Source organism: Pseudomonas sp. FFPRI_1, assembly GCF_055384485.1.
Genome location: NZ_AP029168.1, coordinates 1 through 16,528, shown reverse-complemented (window position 1 = coordinate 16,528; position 16,528 = coordinate 1). Strand labels below are relative to the sequence as shown.

Here is a 16,528-nt window from a genome sequence, read left to right as displayed (position 1 = left end):
TGGAGTGACTGGCGTCCGTAAGGACGCCTGCTCCGGCAAGGGCCGACGGATCCGCAGCGCAGCCGGACTTTCCGCAAGGGGAGTCCGGCTGTGTTGTCTGTGCTTTCTGAAACACTGATCCACAGGAGTGTGGAAATGCGTTGGGCGACCTATTTCGCCGTTCTGGCTGCGGTCTTGAGTGTGGGCCTGGCCTTGGGCATGACCATGCCCCTGGTGTCCTTTCGCCTGGAGAGCTGGGGCTACGGTCCTTTCGCCATCGGCGTGGTGGCGGCGATGCCGGCCATTGGCGTATTGCTCGGGGCGAAAATCTCCAGCCGCCTGGCCGCGCGCTTCGGGACCGCCAACCTTATGCGCCTGTGCCTGTGGGGCGGGGCCATCTCCATCGGCTTGCTGGCGCTGCTGCCCAGTTACCCGATATGGCTGGTGCTGCGCCTGATACTGGGCGTGGTCCTGACCATTATTTTCATTCTGGGTGAAAGCTGGATCAATCAGCTGGTGGTCGAGCAATGGCGAGGCCGTCTGGTGGCCTTGTATGGCAGCAGCTATGCCCTGAGCCAACTGGCCGGGCCGCTGATACTGGGAGTCCTGGGCACTCAGCAGGACTACGGTTTCTGGGTCTCGGTGGCCTTGCTGGTGGTCTCGCCCCTGCTGCTTCTGGGGCGCAGCGGGGCACCGAGCACCGAGGCCTGCAGCGTGACCCTGATCGATCTCTGGCGCTTCTGCCAGGCGCTGCCGGCAATTGGCTGGGCGGTGGCCCTGTTCGCGACCTTCGAGGCGCTGATCCTGACCTTGCTGCCGGTCTATTGCCTGAGCCAGGGGTTCACCGAGGACATTGCTCTGGCGATGGTCAGCACCGTAGTGGTGGGCGATGCCCTGTTGCAGTTGCCGATCGGCGCCTTGGCCGACCGGGTGTCGCGGCGCGGATTGTTCACCGGCTGCGCGGTGATCCTGCTGTGCTCCAGCCTGGCCATCCCGCTGTTGCTGGACACTGTGCTGATCTGGCCGTTGTGGGTGCTGTTCGGCGCCAGTGCAGGCGGTCTGTTTACCTTGTCGTTGATCCTGATCGGCGAACGCTATCGTGATGATGCGCTGGTCCGGGCCAATGCCCATGTGGCGCAACTCTGGGGCATTGGCTGCCTGATCGGACCGCTGGTGGCGGGGGCGGGCAGCCAGTGGGTGAGCGGCCACGCGATGTTGCTGCTGGTGGCGGCCGGGGCGTTTGGCCTGCTGCTCCTGCTGCTGCGCCAAGGCGCGTTCGGCAACGCCCAGGCACAACCGCTGTAGCCCGTTGGTGGTGGCTTAGAGCATGCGTTCCAGGCCGATACGGGTGCTCAGCCATGCATTGATCCGGCGCCACCAGCTACCGGGTTCGCGGTGCAGGGTGTGGATCTGCCCCTGGTCTTCGGTGACCCAGACCAACTGGCCGTCCTCCAGTTGCACCTGATAGCTCAAGGCCGGAGCCATGCCTTGCTGTGCCAGGGCGCGCAGGTGGCCGGCCAGTTCGGGACTGTCCACCAGGACCCCGACTTCGGTATTCCAGAGCACCGAGCGCGGGTCGAAATTGAACGAGCCGACAAAACTCTTCTGCCGGTCGAAAATCATGGCCTTGCTGTGCAGGCTGGAGTCGGAGCCGTGCTGGGAGCCACCGAACAGGTGCGGGCCACTGCCGCCACGGCGCTCGCCGGGTTGGCGACGCAGTTCGTAGAGTTTCACCCCGTGTTCCAGCAGCGCCCTGCGATAGGGGGCATAGCCGCCATGCACCACGGGCACGTCGGTCGCCTCCAGGGCGTTGGTCAGCAGGCTGACGGAAACCCCGGCATCGGCGCGGCCGGTGAGGTAGACCAGGCCGGGCTGGCCGGGGACGAAGTAGGCCGAGATCATGATCAGTTCCTGGCTGACCCCGCTCAGCTCCGGGGCCAGTTGGGTGGTCAGCAGCAGGTGCGGATCGGGGTCACCCTTGGACAGGACCTTGGCCGGGGCGTCCCACAGCGCCTGGTTCCAGGCCCAGATCAGCTCCTTGCGCCAGATCTCCATGCGTGGTCGGGTCTGGTAGGTCATCAACTGGCGGTACAGGGCCTGGTTCTGCCGGCGGCTGTCTTGCAGCGACTCTTCAAGGCGCTGGCGGGTGTTGTTCAGGTCCTTGGCTGACGGCGCGAAGGACAGGAACTCGCCGATGGGCCGGCTCAGGGCGCTGTTCCAGTACTGGTCGAAACTGTGGCCGAGCTGCTCGGCCACTGGGCCGACGCTGAACAGGTCGATGTCGGTGAAGTTCAGGTTGGGCTCGGCATCGAAGTACTCGTCGCCGAGGTTGCGCCCGCCGACGATGGCCACGCTGTTGTCCGCCAGCCACAGCTTGTTGTGCATCCGCCGATGCTGCTGGGACAGGTTGAACAGCCGGCCCATGGCCCGGGTCAGGCCGGTGCTGCGGCCCAGGTGCAGCGGGTTGAACAGGCGAATCTGAATCTGCGGGTGGGCCGCCAGGGTGGCGATGATCTGCTCCAGGCCGTCGCTGGTGGTGTCATCGAGCAGAATGCGGATGCGCACCCCACGGTCGGCGGCCTTGAGCAGCTCGTCCACCAGCATCCGGGTGCTGATGCCGTCGTGGACGATGTAGTACTGCAAGTCGAGGCTGCTTTGCGCGTTGCGGATCAGCTCGGCGCGGGCCATGAAGGCTTCGGTGCTGTTGGGCAGCAGGCGAAAGCCCGAGCGCCCCTGATAGGGCGCTGCCTGGGCCCTGATCGACTGGGCAAAGCTCGAGTCGCTGGCGGGCAGGGCCTGGCTGGGTTGGTACGGCACTTCCAGGGTGGCGCAACCGGCCAGCCCGAGGTTCAGCAGCACCAGCCAGGTAAACACCCTTATACGGCTCAAGTCAGGTCATCTCGCATCACGGCACGAATAGGCATGGGACGGCTGGCTTCCGGCAAGGGTTCGGGGTGTCAGTCCTGGGTTTCGCCGAGCAGCTTGATGGCCGCGGCGCCGACTTTGCGCACCGCCTCTTCGATCTGCGCAGTGGGCTTGGCAGCGTAATTCATCCGCAGGCAGTTGCGGTACTTGCCCGAGGCGGAAAAGATGCTGCCCACGGCGATCTGCACCCCCTGCTCAAGCAGCTCCCGGTTGAGCTTCAGAGCATCGAAACCCTCGGGCAGTTCGATCCAGAGCATGAAGCTGCCCTGTGGCCGGCTGGCGCGGGTGCCGGCGGGAAAGAAGCGGCTGACCCAATCGAGCATCAGGTCACGATTGCGCTGGTATTGGCTGCGCATCTTGCGCAGGTGGGGCTCGAAGTGGCCCCCCTTGAGGAATTCGGCGATGGCCACCTGGGGCTGCGGCGCAGTGGAGCCGGTGCTGATGTACTTCATGTGCAGCACCCGTTCCAGGTAGCGCCCGGGGGCGACCCAGCCGATGCGCAGGCCGGGGGCCAGGGTCTTCGAGAAGGAACTGCACAGCAGCACCCGGCCGTCGTCGTCGAAGGACTTGATGGTCCGCGGGCGTGGGTAGGTGTAGGCCAGCTCGCCATACACGTCGTCCTCGATGATCGCCACGTCGAAGCGCTGGGCCAGGGTCAGCAGCGCCCGCTTGCGCGGCTCCGGCATGATATAGCCCAGGGGATTGTTGCAGTTGGGGGTCAACTGTATGGCCTTGATCGGCCACTGCTCCAGGGCCAGCTCCAGGGCTTCCAGGCTGATGCCGGTGATGGGATCGGTGGGAATTTCCAGGGCTTTCATGCCCAGGCCCTTGAGGGTCTGCATGGCCCCGTGAAAGCTGGGTGAGTCCACGGCGACAATGTCCCCGGGGTCGCAGATGGCACGAATGCTGGTGGACAGCGCCTCATGGCAGCCGGTGGTGATCACCAGGTCGTTGGCGCTGAGCTGGCAGCCGGAGTCGAGCATCAGGCGCGCCACCTGCTGGCGCAGTTCCAGTACGCCGTAGATGTTGTCGTAGTACAGCCCGGGCATGTCCTGGCGCCGGCTGAGCCGGGCGAGGGCCCGCAGCAGCGGCTTCAGGGTCGTCGTGGTGATGTCCGGCATGCCCCGGCCCAGTTGCACCACGTCCTTGCGCGGCACGGCGCGTATCAGCTCCAGCACCTGGTCCCATTGTGAAATCTCCACCGGACGTTGCGCCGGACGGCCTACCGCCGGCAGCGCCGGCAGCTCTCGGCTGGGCGGCACGAAATAGCCGGACTTGGGCTTGGGCATCGCCAGGCCATTGTCTTCCAGCAGGCGGTAAGCCTGCTGCACGGTGCTCAGGCTGACCCCGTGCTCGACGCTCAGGGCGCGTACCGAGGGCAACCTGTCACCCGGACGGTAGAAGCCTTGTTCGATACGGGTGCCCAGGAGTTCGGCGAGGTTCACATAGAGGGTCATGGTGTTGGCTCGTGGTGGTGGTCGCAGGGACCAGTACAGATGGGGCCAAAATACAGGATTCAGCGGGTTTTTTGGCAAAACTGTATGGAAGTAATGTCGTTGTATTGAGTCTGTAATGGTTTTGGTCGGCCGCGCATCATGTTTGCTCATGGCAACCCAGCAAACAGGAGCAATGCAGATGAACGGCTTGAGCGATGTGCGTCTGTCGTTACGCAGTCAGGAACTGGTGGCGCAGCAGGCAGAGGCAGCCAGCCTGCCGCGCAATGCGCCGACCGGGTTGGGTCGCTGGGGGCTGTACTGGCATCGGTTGCACACTCGCAAGGCGTTGCTTGGGCTGACCGCCGAGCAACTGCGCGATGTTGGCCTGAGTCGTGAGCAGGCGCGGGCCGAAGGCCTCAAGCCCTTCTGGCGCCTGTGAGCCGGCTGCGCAACGCCCGGGGATGACGGTCGACAGCCATCCCCGGGTTGCAATCGCCCGCGGCGGCGGGCCTGAGCAGACGGGCAACTGTCTTGGGTGTTTGGGGGCTTGTCCGCACCTGTGCCAGCGGCTGCGGAAAGGGCTCAGGTCAGCTCCTTCAGGCGATGCCAGAGCATGCCCAGGGCCAACAGCGGTGAGCGCAGATGCTTGCCGCCGGGGAAGGTGATGTGAGGCACCTTGGCGAATAGGTCGAAACCGCCGCCCTGCTGGCCGCTGATGGCTTCACCCAGCAACTTGCCCGCCAGGTGCGTGGCATTCAAGCCGTGGCCGGAGTAGGCCTGGGCGTAATACACATTGGGCTGGTCCTTGAGCCGGCCGATCTGCGGCAGCCGGTTGGCGCCGATGCCGATCATGCCGCCCCATTGGTAGTCGATCTTCACGCCAGCCAGCTGGGGGAACACCTCCAGCATCTTCGGCCCCATGTAGGCGGCGATGTCCTTGGGGTCGCGTCCCGAATAATGGCAGGCACCGCCGAACAGCAGGCGGCGGTCGGCCGAGAGCCGGTAGTAGTCCAGGGCCACGCGCTGGTCGCAGACCGCCATGTTCTGTGGCAGCAGTTCCTGGGCCTGGCTCTGGCTCAGGGGCTGGGTGGCGATGATGTAGCTGCCGGCCGGCAGGACCTTGCCCCCCAGTTCCGGGTTGAGGTCGTTGAGGTAGGCGTTGCAGCCCAGGACCAGGGTCTTGGCGCGGACCGTGCCCCGGGCACAGTGGACCTTGACCTCAGGGCCGTAGTCGATGCGGGTCACCGCCGAGTGCTCGAACAGCTGAACGCCCATCTGCTGCGCCGCCTGGGCTTCACCCAGGGCCAGGTTCAGCGGATGCAAATGGCCCGAGCCCATGTCGATCAGGCCGCCCACGTAGCGCTTGGAGCCCACTACCCTGTGCATTTCATTGGCCTGTAACAGGTGGGTCTCGTGGCGATAGCCGAGGCTGCGCAGTTCCTCGGCATCCTCGGCGAAGCCTTCGAGGTCGGCGGGCTTGTTGGCCAGGTCGCAGTAGCCCCAGGTCAGGTCACAGGGGATCTGGAAGCGCTCGATGCGCTGGCGGACGATTTCCACCGCCTCCAGTCCCATCAGCTTCATCTGGCGCACGCCGTCGGTGCCAATCACCTTGGCGAACTGGTCCAGGCCATGACCGACTCCGCGAATCAGTTGCCCGCCGTTGCGCCCGCTGGCGCCCCAGCCGATCTTGCGGGCTTCCAGCAGGATCACGCTGAGTCCGCGCTCGGCCAGTTCCAGGGCGGTGTTGAGCCCGGAAAACCCGCCGCCGACCACACAGACATCTGCCGACAGGTCCCCCGCCAGCACCGGATAGTCAGGCTGGGGCAGGCTGCTGGCAGCATAGTAAGAGGCAGCGTGCCAGTCGCTGGAGGCGGGTTGCTGAAGGTTGGCGGGCATGGAAAGCGTCCTGATCATGGCATCTGGAAAAATTGACGGAGCATAAGCCGGGCCTTTCCGCCGGAGCAACCGCAGGACGGTCGGCCCTGTCTGCGGCGGGGCATTTGAGGCAGAATCCACGGCTCTCCATGATCCCGGTAAGTGTTGGCATGAGCTGTAACCGTCAGAAAATCCGTAGCCTGCGCCAGCAGATCCCCTCTTTCGAGTGTGTTCCTGGCTGCCACGACTGCTGCGGGCCGGTTACCACCTCGCCGGAGGAAATGTCCCGCCTGCCGCGCAAGACGGCTGCCGAGCAGGACGCGGCCATGGAGGAGCTCAACTGTGTGCACCTCGGGCCCGAGGGCTGCACGGTGTATGACGAGCGGCCGCTGATCTGTCGCCTGTTCGGCACCACGCCGAGCCTGCCGTGCCCCAACGGCAGGCGCCCGGTGGAGATGATTCATCCCCGGGTCGAGAAGCAGATCCATGAATACATGGCCAGCACCCGCCAGGTGCTGGTCTAGGGGCGACCACTGCCGGCTGCGGCTGGCGGGCCTCGACGCGCGCTGCGGCTCAGTCCGGGATCGGCAGGCTGAGGCTCTCCTTCACCTCTTCCATCACGATGTAGCTCTTGGACTCCCGCACGTGAGGCAGCTTGAGCAGGATGTCCCCCAGCAGCTTGCGATAGGAGGCCATCTCCGAGATCCGTGCCTTGACCAGGTAGTCGAAGTCGCCGGACACCAGGTGACACTCCAGTACATGCGGCAGCTTCAGCACGGCGCGGCGGAACTCCTCGAAGGTGTCGCCGGACTTGTAGTCCAGGCTGATCTCGACGAACACCAGCAAGCTGCCCTTGAGGTGCTGCGGGTTGAGCCGGGCGTTGTAGCCCATGATGATCCCTTCACGCTCCAGGCGGCGTACACGCTCGGTGCAGGGCGTGGTGGAGAGGCCGACCCGTTCCCCCAGCTCGGTGAAGGAGATACGGCCGTCGGCCTGCAGGATACGCAGGATGTTGCGATCTATCTTATCCAGGGCACGACGGGTCTGATGGTTGGTACGCATAGGGGATGCCCCTCCATGAAAAGCGATATTGCCGAGAATTCTCGCCAAATATAGGCGGTTATATAGTGAAAATCACTGCCCATTGTTTCTTACACTGCGCCCATCTTTGCTCTGAATAACAAACGTCAGCGGTCAAGCCGCGATGAGGGATATGAAAATGCGCGTTCTGGTCTTGGGCAGTGGCGTTATCGGAACCACCAGTGCCTACTACCTGGCTCAGGCCGGGTTTGACGTGACAGTGGTGGACCGCCAGCCGGCTGCAGCCATGGAAACCAGCTTCGCCAACGCCGGCCAGGTGTCCCCTGGCTATGCCTCGCCCTGGGCTGCCCCGGGCGTGCCGCTCAAGGCCATCAAGTGGCTGCTGCAACGCCACGCGCCACTGGCGATCAAGGCCACCGCCGACATCGATCAATACCTGTGGATGGCGCAGATGCTGCGCAACTGCACCGCCAGCCGCTATGCAGTGAACAAAGAGCGCATGGTGCGCCTGTCCGAATACAGCCGTGACTGCCTCGACGAACTGCGCGCCGAAACCGGCATCGCCTACGAGGGTCGCAGCCTGGGCACCACCCAGTTGTTCCGGACCCAGGCGCAGTTGGATGGCGCGGCGAAAGACATCGCCGTGCTCAAGGAGTCCGGGGTACCGTTCGAGCTGCTGGACCGCGAAGGCATTGCCCGGGTCGAGCCGGCCCTGGCCAATGTCACCGACATTCTGGCCGGTGCCTTGCGCCTGCCCAACGACCAGACCGGTGATTGCCAGATCTTCACCAGCCGCCTGGCGGAAATGGCCACCAAGCTGGGTGTGGAATTCCGCTTCGGTCAGGATATCCAGCGCCTCGATTTCGCCGGCGACCGGATCAATGGCGTGTGGATTGACGGCAAGCTGGAAACCGCCGACCGCTACGTGCTGGCCCTGGGCAGCTACTCGCCGCAATTGCTCAAGCCGCTGGGGATCAAGGCGCCAGTGTACCCGCTCAAGGGCTACTCCCTGACCGTGCCGATCACCAACCCGGCGATGGCTCCGACCTCGACCATCTTGGATGAGACCTACAAGGTTGCGATCACCCGTTTCGACAACCGCATCCGGGTTGGCGGCATGGCTGAAATAGCCGGTTTTGACCTCTCGCTGAACCCGCGCCGGCGTGAAACGCTGGAGATGATCGTCAACGATCTCTATCCTCAGGGCGGCGACCTGTCCCAGGCCAGTTTCTGGACCGGGCTGCGTCCCACCACCCCGGACGGCACGCCGATTGTCGGTGCCACGCCGTTCCGCAACCTGTACTTGAACACCGGCCATGGCACCCTCGGCTGGACCATGGCCTGCGGCTCCGGTCGCTTGCTGGCTGACCTGATGGCGAAGAAAAAGCCGCAGATCAGCGCCGAAGGCCTCGATATTTCCCGTTACGGTAACCACCAGGAGTCAGCTAAACATGTCAATCCAGCGCCAGCTCACCAATGAGCGCATGAGCCAGATCGTTGTTCACGGCGGCACGGTCTACCTGGCCGGGCAGGTCGGTGACGACATGCAGGCCGGGATTGAGCAGCAGACCCGGGAAACCCTGGCCAGCATCGAGCGCCTGCTGGACCTGGCCGGGACCGACAAGAGCAAGCTGCTGTCGGTGACCATCTACCTGAAGGACATCGATGCCGATTTCGCAGGCATGAACAGTGTCTGGGACCAGTGGTTGCCCAAAGGCGTGGCGCCAGCCCGGGCCACGGTGCAGGCCAAGCTCTGCGAGCCGGAAATCCTCGTCGAGCTGTCGGTCGTGGCTGCCCTGCCTTAAGCCACAAGATCCCTCTCCCGGTGCCGGTGGTGGTCCGCCATCATCCAGCACCGGTTTTTATTCCCCATGACCGCCTAGAAGTCTGCCGCCATGCGTCCTGCCCGTGCCCTGATCGATCTCCAAGCCCTGCGTCACAACTACCAACTGGCCCGTGAAGTCGCGGGCGTTCGCGCGCTCGCCGTGATCAAGGCCGATGCCTACGGTCACGGCGCGGTACGTTGCGCCCAGGCCCTGGAGGACAGCGCCGACGGTTTTGCCGTGGCCTGTATCGAAGAAGCCCTGGAGCTGCGTGCTGCCGGTATCCGGGCGCCGATTCTGTTGCTGGAGGGGTTCTTCGAGGCCTCGGAACTGGCGCTGATCGTCGAGCATGATTTCTGGTGCGTGGTGCATTCGCTGTGGCAGCTCGAGGCCATTGAACAGACAGCCGTTGCCAAGCCGCTGACCGTCTGGCTCAAGCTGGACTCGGGCATGCACCGGGTTGGCCTGCATCCCAAGGATTACCGCGCGGCCTATGAGCGCCTGCAGGCCAGTGGCAAGGTCGAGAAGATCGTACTGATGAGTCACTTCGCCCGCGCCGACGAGCTGGATTGCCCGCGCAGCAGCGAACAGGTCGCGGTATTCGAAGCCGCTCGGCAGGGCCTGGGCGCCGAAGTCAGCCTGCGCAATTCGCCGGCGGTCATGGGCTGGCCGAGCGTTCCCAGCGATTGGGTACGCCCGGGCATCATGCTCTATGGCTCGACGCCGTTCGAAGAAAACAACTCCGTGGCGGCGCGCCTGCAGCCGGTCATGACCCTGGAGTCCAAGGTGATCTGTGTGCGTGAACTGCCCGCCGGCGAGCCTGTTGGCTACGGCGCCAAGTTCATTACCGACCGGCCGATGCGCATTGGCGTGGTTGCCATGGGCTATGCCGACGGCTATCCGCGCCATGCACCGACCGGCACGCCGGTACTGGTGGCCGGCCAGCGCAGCCGCCTGCTGGGCCGGGTGTCAATGGACATGCTGTGCGTCGACCTGACGGACGTGCCTCAGGCCGGCCTGGGTTCGACTGTGGAGTTGTGGGGCAGGAACATCCTCGCCAGTGATGTGGCGCTGGCCGCCGGGACTATTCCGTACCAGCTGTTCTGCAACCTGCGCCGGGTGCCCCTGCAGTACAGCGAAGGCTGAGATTACGCGGGTCGCACCGAAAGTCGCCTCCCCTGGGGGAATCGGGACCAAGTGTTGTAAATACTGAACGCTGTCGCCATGATAACGCTCAATTACAATAACGCCTGATTCCCGCCTAGGAGGCTGCCGTATTGGACGTCGGTGAACGACTGCAATCCATCCGTAAACTGAAAGGTCTTTCCCAGCGTGAACTCGCCAAGCGTGCGGGCGTCACCAATAGCACCATTTCAATGATCGAAAAGAACAGTGTCAGCCCCTCGATCAGCTCGTTGCGCAAGGTGCTGGGCGGCATTCCGATGTCCATGGTCGAGTTCTTTTCCGAGGAAATCCTCCAGGAAACACCTTCTCAGATCGTCTACAAAGCCCACGAACTGATCGATATCTCCGATGGTGCAGTGACCATGAAGCTGGTGGGCCGGGCCCATCCGAGTCGCGCCATTGCCTTCCTCAACGAGATCTACCCGCCAGGTGCCGACACCGGTGAAGAGATGCTCACCCATGACGGCGAGGAAACCGGAATCTTGCTTGAAGGTCGTCTGGAACTGGTAGTAGGACTTGAAACATTTGTCCTCGAAGCCGGTGACAGCTACTACTTTGAGAGTACCAAGCCGCACCGTTTCCGTAATCCGTTCGATGTTCCGGCGCGACTAATCAGCGCAGCCACTCCGGCGAACTTCTAGAACCAGAGGCGTCCTGCAAGGCTTGCAGAGAGCTGCCCAGCGACATTTCGCCGCGAATAAGACCCCTTCGACTTTGGGGTTGTTTCAGTGTGGCGGGCTAACCGTTATACTTTCGCCCGCCTGCGAAACCGTGGCCGCAGGCGTGACTAGCCACCATTGAGGGTGTACGCGTGAACCTAATTATGAAAATGCTGGCCGCACCAGCAACCGTATTGGCCCTTTGGGCAGTCAGCGCTCAAGCTGCGACTAATGATGACATTGCCAAGCGCCTCGAGCCTGTGGGTCAGGTGTGCGTCCAGGGGCAAGAGTGCAAGGGAATGGAAGTTGCTGCCACTGCAGGCGGTGGCGGCGGGGCGAAATCCCCGGATGACGTGATTGCCAAGCACTGCAATGCTTGCCACAGCACTGGCCTGTTGGGCGCACCGAAGATTGGTGATGCAGCGGCCTGGAAAGAGCGCGCCGACCACCAGGGCGGCCTCGACGGTCTTCTGGCCAAGGCCATCACCGGTCTCAACGCGATGCCGCCTAAAGGCACTTGCGCTGATTGCTCCGACGATGAGCTCAAGGGCGCCATCCAGAAGATGTCCGGCTTGAAATAAGTCGTCATCTTCAGCGAAAAAGCCGCTTACGAGCGGCTTTTTTGTGGGCGTAATTCAGCCTCCATACTGTTCAACGCAGCAAACTCCCGGCAAGCTCGGTCCAACCTCAATTCATGGATGGTCCCTGGAGGGTCAGATGCTGCAATCCTGTTCTATCGAGCATGCGGTTGACCAAGTGCTCGCGCGTTTGCCGTCACACATTCACATGGGCATGCCCCTGGGGTTGGGCAAGCCCAACCGCTTTGCCAACGCCCTGTATCGCCGTGTGGCTCAATTGCCCGAGCGCCAGCTGACGATCTACACCGCCCTGAGCCTGGGCCGGCCTTCGCTGGGCGATGGCTTGCAGCGGCGCTTTCTCGAACCCTTTGTCGAGCGGGTGTTCGGTGACTACCCCGAACTGGATTACCTCGCCGATCTGCACCGCGACAGCCTGCCGGCGAACATCCGCGTCGAGCAGTTCTTCATGCAGCCCGGCAGCCTTTTGCACAGCGCGTCGGCGCAGCAGGACTACGTCAGCAGCAACTACAGCCATGCGGCCCGGGACATCAATGCCGCCGGCCTGAACCTGGTGGCGCAGATGGTTGCGCGCGATCCCCAGCATCCGCAGCGCCTGAGCCTGAGCTGCAACCCGGACATCACCCTGGACATGCTGCCGATGATCGCCAAGCGTCGCGCCCAGGGAGAAACCATCCTGGTCCTCGGCCAGGTCCACAGTGACCTGCCGTACATGCCGGGGAGCTCCGAGATCGCCGCTGCAGACTTTGACCTGCTGATCGATGAGGAAGAACACAGCACGTTGTTTTCCACGCCCAACATGCCGGTTGGGGTGCAAGACCATTGCATTGGCTTGCATGCCAGCACCCTGGTGCGTGATGGCGGCACCTTGCAGATCGGCATCGGTTCGATGGGCGATGCACTGACGGCCGCGCTGTTGGCGCGCCAGGCCGATAACGAGGGCTATCGCGCCTTGCTGGCGGACTTGCAGGTGAATCACTGGCAACCACTGATCGATCGCGAAGGGGGTGTCGAGCCCTTTGCCCAGGGGCTCTATGGTTGCAGCGAGATGTTCGTCAACGGCCTGCTGGCCCTGGCCGATGCCGGAATCGTGCGGCGCAAGGTCTACCCGACCCTGGACCTGCAGCAGCAGGCCAATGCCGGAACCCTGGACGCGGCTTCGGCCGCTGGCGGAGTCTCGATCCACGGCGGTTTCTTCCTCGGGCCGCGCAGCTTCTACCAGCGCCTGCGAGAGCTGCCCCGGAGTCGGCTGGCGGAATTCGACATGACCGCCATCAGCTACATCAACGAGCTGTATGGCGACGAAGCGCTCAAGCGCCTGCAACGCCGTGATGCGCGATTTATCAACAGTGCGTTCACCATGACCCTGATGGGCGCTGCGGTGTCCGACCAGTTGCAGGGCGGGCGGGTGTTGAGCGGGGTGGGCGGGCAGTACAACTTCGTCGCCCAGGGCCATGCCCTGGCGGACGCACGTTCGGTGTTGATCCTGCGCAGCTGGCGTGAGTCCGGCGGTGAGGTCAGTTCCAATATCGTCTGGGAATATGGCCACTGCACCATCCCGCGCCACCTGCGGGACATCGTCATCACCGAGTACGGTATTGCCGACCTGCGAGGCAAGTCGGATGCGAAAGTGATCGAGGCGCTGCTCAATATCAGCGATTCACGCTTCCAGCCGGGCCTGATGGAGCAGGCGCAGAAAGCCGGCAAGCTGGCGAAGGATTTTCGTCTGGATCTGCGTTTTGCCGACAACAGCCCGCAACGTCTGGAGAACATTCAGGCGCGTCATCGCCATCTGTTCCCGGAGTACCCGCTGGGCAGTGATTTCAGTGCCCAGGAGCGCGACCTGCTGCGGGCCCTGAACTGGCTCAAGAGCAAGTTCAAGCTCAGCGAAATCCTCGAATTGGGCAAGGCGGCACTCGACGCGCCGGACCCGCAGGCATTTCCGGCGCACCTTGAGCGCATGCAACTGGAGAAGCCCGAAGGCCTGCGTGAAGACCTGTACCAGCGGTTTCTGCTGGCTGGTCTGCAGGCCACGGCCCCCACCGTGTCGTAGGAGACGGCTTGCCGGCGAATGGGCCTTCAAGTCTTGCGCTGCTCTCGAGGGCGTCTTCGCTGGCAAGCCAGCTCCTACACAAGCCAGCTCCTACGCAGGGCAACTCCTACACAGGGCAGCTCCCGCACAAGTCAGTTGCTGCGCAGGCCTGGCGGGCAGGGTTACTCGATGAAGGTGACCACGCCGCCGGCCAGGGACTTGACCCGGGCCAGGGATTCCACGCGGTAGCCCTGGGAGTCCAGTTCGGCGCGCCCGCCCTGGAACGATTTCTCGATCACGATGCCCAGGCCGGCGACGGTAGCGCCGGCCTGCTTGATGATCGAGATCAGCGCCTGGGACGCCTTACCATTGGCCAGGAAGTCATCGATGATCAGCACCCGGTCGCTGCTGGTCAGGTGCCGTGGGGAGATGGCCACGGTGCTTTCCACTTGCTTGGTGAAGGAGTACACGGTGGCCGACAACAGGTTCTCGGTCAGGGTCAGGGACTGGTGCTTGCGGGCGAAGATCACTGGCACCCCCAGGTTCAGACCGGTCATGATCGCCGGGGCGATGCCCGAGGCTTCAATGGTGACGATCTTGGTGATGCCCGAGTCCTTGAACAGCGTGGCGAATTCGTCGCCGATCAGCTTCATCAGCTGCGGGTCGATCTGATGGTTCAGAAAGGCGTCGACTTTCAGGACTTGATCGGAAAGCACGATGCCTTCTTCGCGAATTTTCTTGTGCAGTGCTTCCATGTTGCTTCCTCTATCTGGCGCCGGTGGCACGGTGCAAACCACTGCGTTGGGTCATTGCGCGCTAGAAACAGATTCGGGTGCGGGTTCGGGAATGCCTATCCAGCATCCTGAACGTCGTGCTCTTGCCTGTTCCGGCCTTGTCTGACCTTCGCTTGTTCGGTTTCCACAGCGCCTGCCTGGTGCGCCAAAGGTCGTTTAAAAAATAGTCGATTTTAACGCTTTAACATCGCGCGTATATCCGCCAAAGCGCTATTGCCGCGAACGGCCTTGACTTCGGTCGGGGTGTCGTCGTTGCCTTCCCAGGCCAGGTCGTCCGGGGGCAGCTCATCGAGGAAGCGGCTCGGCGCGCAGTCGATGATTTCACCGTACTGCTTGCGCTTGGCCGCAAAGGTAAAGGCCAGGGTCTGACGTGCGCGGGTAATGCCCACGTAGGCCAGGCGCCGTTCTTCCTCGATGGTATCGGCTTCGATACTGGAGCGGTGCGGGAGGATTTCCTCTTCCATGCCCATGATGAACACGTAGGGAAACTCCAGCCCCTTGGAGGCATGCAAGGTCATCATCTGCACGCCTTCGGCGCCGTCTTCCTCTTCCTGCTGACGTTCCAGCATGTCGCGCAGAACCAGCTTGCCGATGGCGTCCTCGACGGTCATCTCGCCGTCTTCATCTTTTTCCAGGGTGTTCTTCAAGGCCTCGATCAGGAACCAGACGTTGCCCATCCGGTAGTCCGCGGCCTTGTCGCTGGAACTGTTGGTGCGCAACCAGTTCTCGTAGTCGATGTCCATGACCATGCTGCGCAGGGCGGAGATCGGGTCTTCGCCGGCGCACTGCTCGCGGACCCGATCCATGAAGCGCTTGAAGCGCGCCAGGCGGTCGGTGAAGCGGCTGTCCAGATGTTCGCCCAGACCGATCTCATCGGTGGCGGCGTACATCGAGATCTTGCGTTCGGTGGCGTAGTTGCCGAGTTTTTCCAGGGTCGTGGAGCCGATTTCCCGGCGCGGCACGTTGATCACCCGCAGGAAGGCGTTGTCGTCGTCCGGGTTCACAATCAGGCGGAAGTAAGCCATCAGGTCCTTTACTTCCTGGCGTCCGAAGAAGCTGTTGCCGCCGGACAGGCGATAGGGCACCTGGTGGTGCTGCAGCTTCAATTCGATCAGCTTGGCCTGGTAGTTGCCCCGGTAAAGAATGGCGAAGTCGCTGTAGGGGCGGTCGGTGCGCAGGTGCAGGCTGAGGATCTCCATGGCCACTCGTTCGGCCTCGGCGTCCTCGTTGCGACAGCGGATCACGCGGATCTCGTCGCCGTGGCCCATCTCGCTCCACAACTGTTTTTCGAACTCGTGGGGGTTGTTGGAGATGAGCACGTTGGCACAACGCAGGATGCGGCTGGTGGAGCGGTAGTTCTGCTCCAGCATCACCACTTTCAGGGACGGGTAGTCGTCCTTGAGCAGCATCAGGTTTTCCGGGCGCGCGCCGCGCCAGGCGTAGATCGACTGGTCGTCGTCGCCCACCACGGTGAACTGGTTGCGCTTGCCGATCAGCATTTTCACCAGCAGGTACTGGCTGGCGTTGGTGTCCTGGTATTCGTCCACCAGCAGGTAGCGGACCTTGTTCTGCCATTTCTCGAGAATGTCGGCGTGTTCTTCGAACAGCTTCACCGGCAGCAGGATCAGGTCGTCGAAGTCCACCGCGTTGAACGCCTTGAGCGTGCGCTGGTAGTGGGTGTAGACGATGGCGGCAGTCTGTTCCTTGGGGTTGCGCGCATTTTCCAGGGCTTCGGCGGGCAGGATCAGGTCGTTCTTCCACGAGCCGATCATGTTCTTGATCTCGTCGACGCCGTCGTCGCCCGAGTATTCCTTCTGCATGATGTCGGTCATCAGCGACTTGACGTCGGTCTCGTCGAAGATCGAGAAGCCCGGCTTGTAGCCCAGCCGTACATGCTCCTTGCGGATGATGTTCAGCCCCAGGTTGTGGAAGGTCGACACGGTCAGGCCGCGTCCCTCGCCACCGCGCAGCAGGGTGCCGACCCGCTCCTTCATCTCGCGCGCGGCCTTGTTGGTAAAGGTCATGGCGACAATGTACTGGGCGCGGATGCCGCAATTCTGGATCAGGTGCGCGATCTTGCGGGTGATCACGCTGGTCTTGCCGGAGCCTGCACCGGCGAGCACCAAAAGAGGGCCGCCGACATAGTTCACGGCTTCTTGCTGCCGGGGATTGAGTCGGGACAT

The 16,528-nt window shown here is 63.1% G+C and carries 15 protein-coding genes; 9 read left to right on the top strand and 6 right to left on the bottom strand.

The features are described from left to right. Window positions 1-135 precede the first annotated feature (135 nt). Window positions 136-1,284 (top strand): MFS transporter, encoded by a 1,149-nt coding sequence (locus ACZ5BO_RS00075; protein ID WP_025130832.1) that lies wholly within the window; start codon window positions 136-138, stop codon window positions 1,282-1,284. 15 nt (window positions 1,285-1,299) lie between these two features. Here ACZ5BO_RS00075 and ACZ5BO_RS00070 read toward each other — a convergent pair whose 3' ends face one another. Both ACZ5BO_RS00070 and ACZ5BO_RS00065 read right to left on the bottom strand, forming a co-directional pair. Further along, on the bottom strand, window positions 1,300-2,868 hold the full coding sequence (locus ACZ5BO_RS00070) for a phospholipase D family protein (RefSeq protein ID WP_464697604.1): 1,569 nt from the start codon (window positions 2,866-2,868) through the stop codon (window positions 1,300-1,302). Between the two features lie 68 nt (window positions 2,869-2,936). After that, entirely contained in the window at window positions 2,937-4,361 is a 1,425-nt protein-coding gene (locus ACZ5BO_RS00065; RefSeq protein ID WP_464697603.1) for an aminotransferase-like domain-containing protein, read from the bottom strand. Between the two features lie 178 nt (window positions 4,362-4,539). Here ACZ5BO_RS00065 and ACZ5BO_RS00060 point away from each other — a divergent pair, with 178 nt between their 5' ends. Continuing rightward, window positions 4,540-4,779 (top strand): DUF1127 domain-containing protein, encoded by a 240-nt coding sequence (locus tag ACZ5BO_RS00060; RefSeq protein ID WP_025130835.1) that lies wholly within the window; start codon window positions 4,540-4,542, stop codon window positions 4,777-4,779. Window positions 4,780-4,922: 143 nt separating this feature from the next. On the opposite strand, the gene ACZ5BO_RS00055 is transcribed toward ACZ5BO_RS00060, so the two are convergent. Beyond that, entirely contained in the window at window positions 4,923-6,236 is a 1,314-nt protein-coding gene (locus tag ACZ5BO_RS00055) for an NAD(P)/FAD-dependent oxidoreductase (RefSeq protein WP_464697602.1), read from the bottom strand. A 149-nt stretch (window positions 6,237-6,385) separates the two neighbouring features. Here ACZ5BO_RS00055 and ACZ5BO_RS00050 point away from each other — a divergent pair, with 149 nt between their 5' ends. Further along, window positions 6,386-6,739, top strand: a complete 354-nt coding sequence (locus ACZ5BO_RS00050; RefSeq protein ID WP_464697601.1) for a YkgJ family cysteine cluster protein — start codon at window positions 6,386-6,388, stop codon at window positions 6,737-6,739. Between the two features lie 49 nt (window positions 6,740-6,788). Here ACZ5BO_RS00050 and ACZ5BO_RS00045 read toward each other — a convergent pair whose 3' ends face one another. After that, window positions 6,789-7,277 (bottom strand): Lrp/AsnC ligand binding domain-containing protein, encoded by a 489-nt coding sequence (locus ACZ5BO_RS00045; RefSeq protein ID WP_011064210.1) that lies wholly within the window; start codon window positions 7,275-7,277, stop codon window positions 6,789-6,791. A gap of 157 nt (window positions 7,278-7,434) precedes the next feature. Between ACZ5BO_RS00045 and dadA the strand changes: the two genes are divergently transcribed. From dadA to ACZ5BO_RS00015, 6 genes are all read left to right on the top strand, one after another. Then, on the top strand, window positions 7,435-8,736 hold the full coding sequence (gene dadA, locus ACZ5BO_RS00040) for a D-amino acid dehydrogenase (protein ID WP_025130838.1): 1,302 nt from the start codon (window positions 7,435-7,437) through the stop codon (window positions 8,734-8,736). Next, window positions 8,708-9,061, top strand: a complete 354-nt coding sequence (locus ACZ5BO_RS00035) for a RidA family protein (RefSeq protein WP_025130839.1) — start codon at window positions 8,708-8,710, stop codon at window positions 9,059-9,061. Before dadA ends, ACZ5BO_RS00035 begins: the two co-directional genes overlap by 29 nt. Window positions 9,062-9,151: 90 nt before the next feature. Next, window positions 9,152-10,225, top strand: a complete 1,074-nt coding sequence (gene alr, locus ACZ5BO_RS00030) for an alanine racemase (RefSeq protein ID WP_025130840.1) — start codon at window positions 9,152-9,154, stop codon at window positions 10,223-10,225. Window positions 10,226-10,356: 131 nt separating this feature from the next. After that, the gene (locus ACZ5BO_RS00025) at window positions 10,357-10,905 is read left to right on the top strand and encodes a cupin domain-containing protein (protein ID WP_015637462.1); all 549 of its coding nucleotides are present in this window, start codon (window positions 10,357-10,359) and stop codon (window positions 10,903-10,905) included. 182 nt (window positions 10,906-11,087) lie between these two features. Then, window positions 11,088-11,504, top strand: coding sequence for a c-type cytochrome (locus ACZ5BO_RS00020; protein ID WP_029978637.1), 417 nt, complete (start codon window positions 11,088-11,090; stop codon window positions 11,502-11,504). Window positions 11,505-11,640: 136 nt separating this feature from the next. After that, window positions 11,641-13,572 (top strand): acetyl-CoA hydrolase/transferase C-terminal domain-containing protein, encoded by a 1,932-nt coding sequence (locus ACZ5BO_RS00015; protein WP_464697600.1) that lies wholly within the window; start codon window positions 11,641-11,643, stop codon window positions 13,570-13,572. A gap of 161 nt (window positions 13,573-13,733) precedes the next feature. Here ACZ5BO_RS00015 and ACZ5BO_RS00010 read toward each other — a convergent pair whose 3' ends face one another. Then, window positions 13,734-14,306 (bottom strand): xanthine phosphoribosyltransferase, encoded by a 573-nt coding sequence (locus ACZ5BO_RS00010; protein ID WP_011064203.1) that lies wholly within the window; start codon window positions 14,304-14,306, stop codon window positions 13,734-13,736. Between the two features lie 212 nt (window positions 14,307-14,518). Next, window positions 14,519-16,528, bottom strand: a complete 2,010-nt coding sequence (rep, locus tag ACZ5BO_RS00005) for a DNA helicase Rep (protein ID WP_025130843.1) — start codon at window positions 16,526-16,528, stop codon at window positions 14,519-14,521.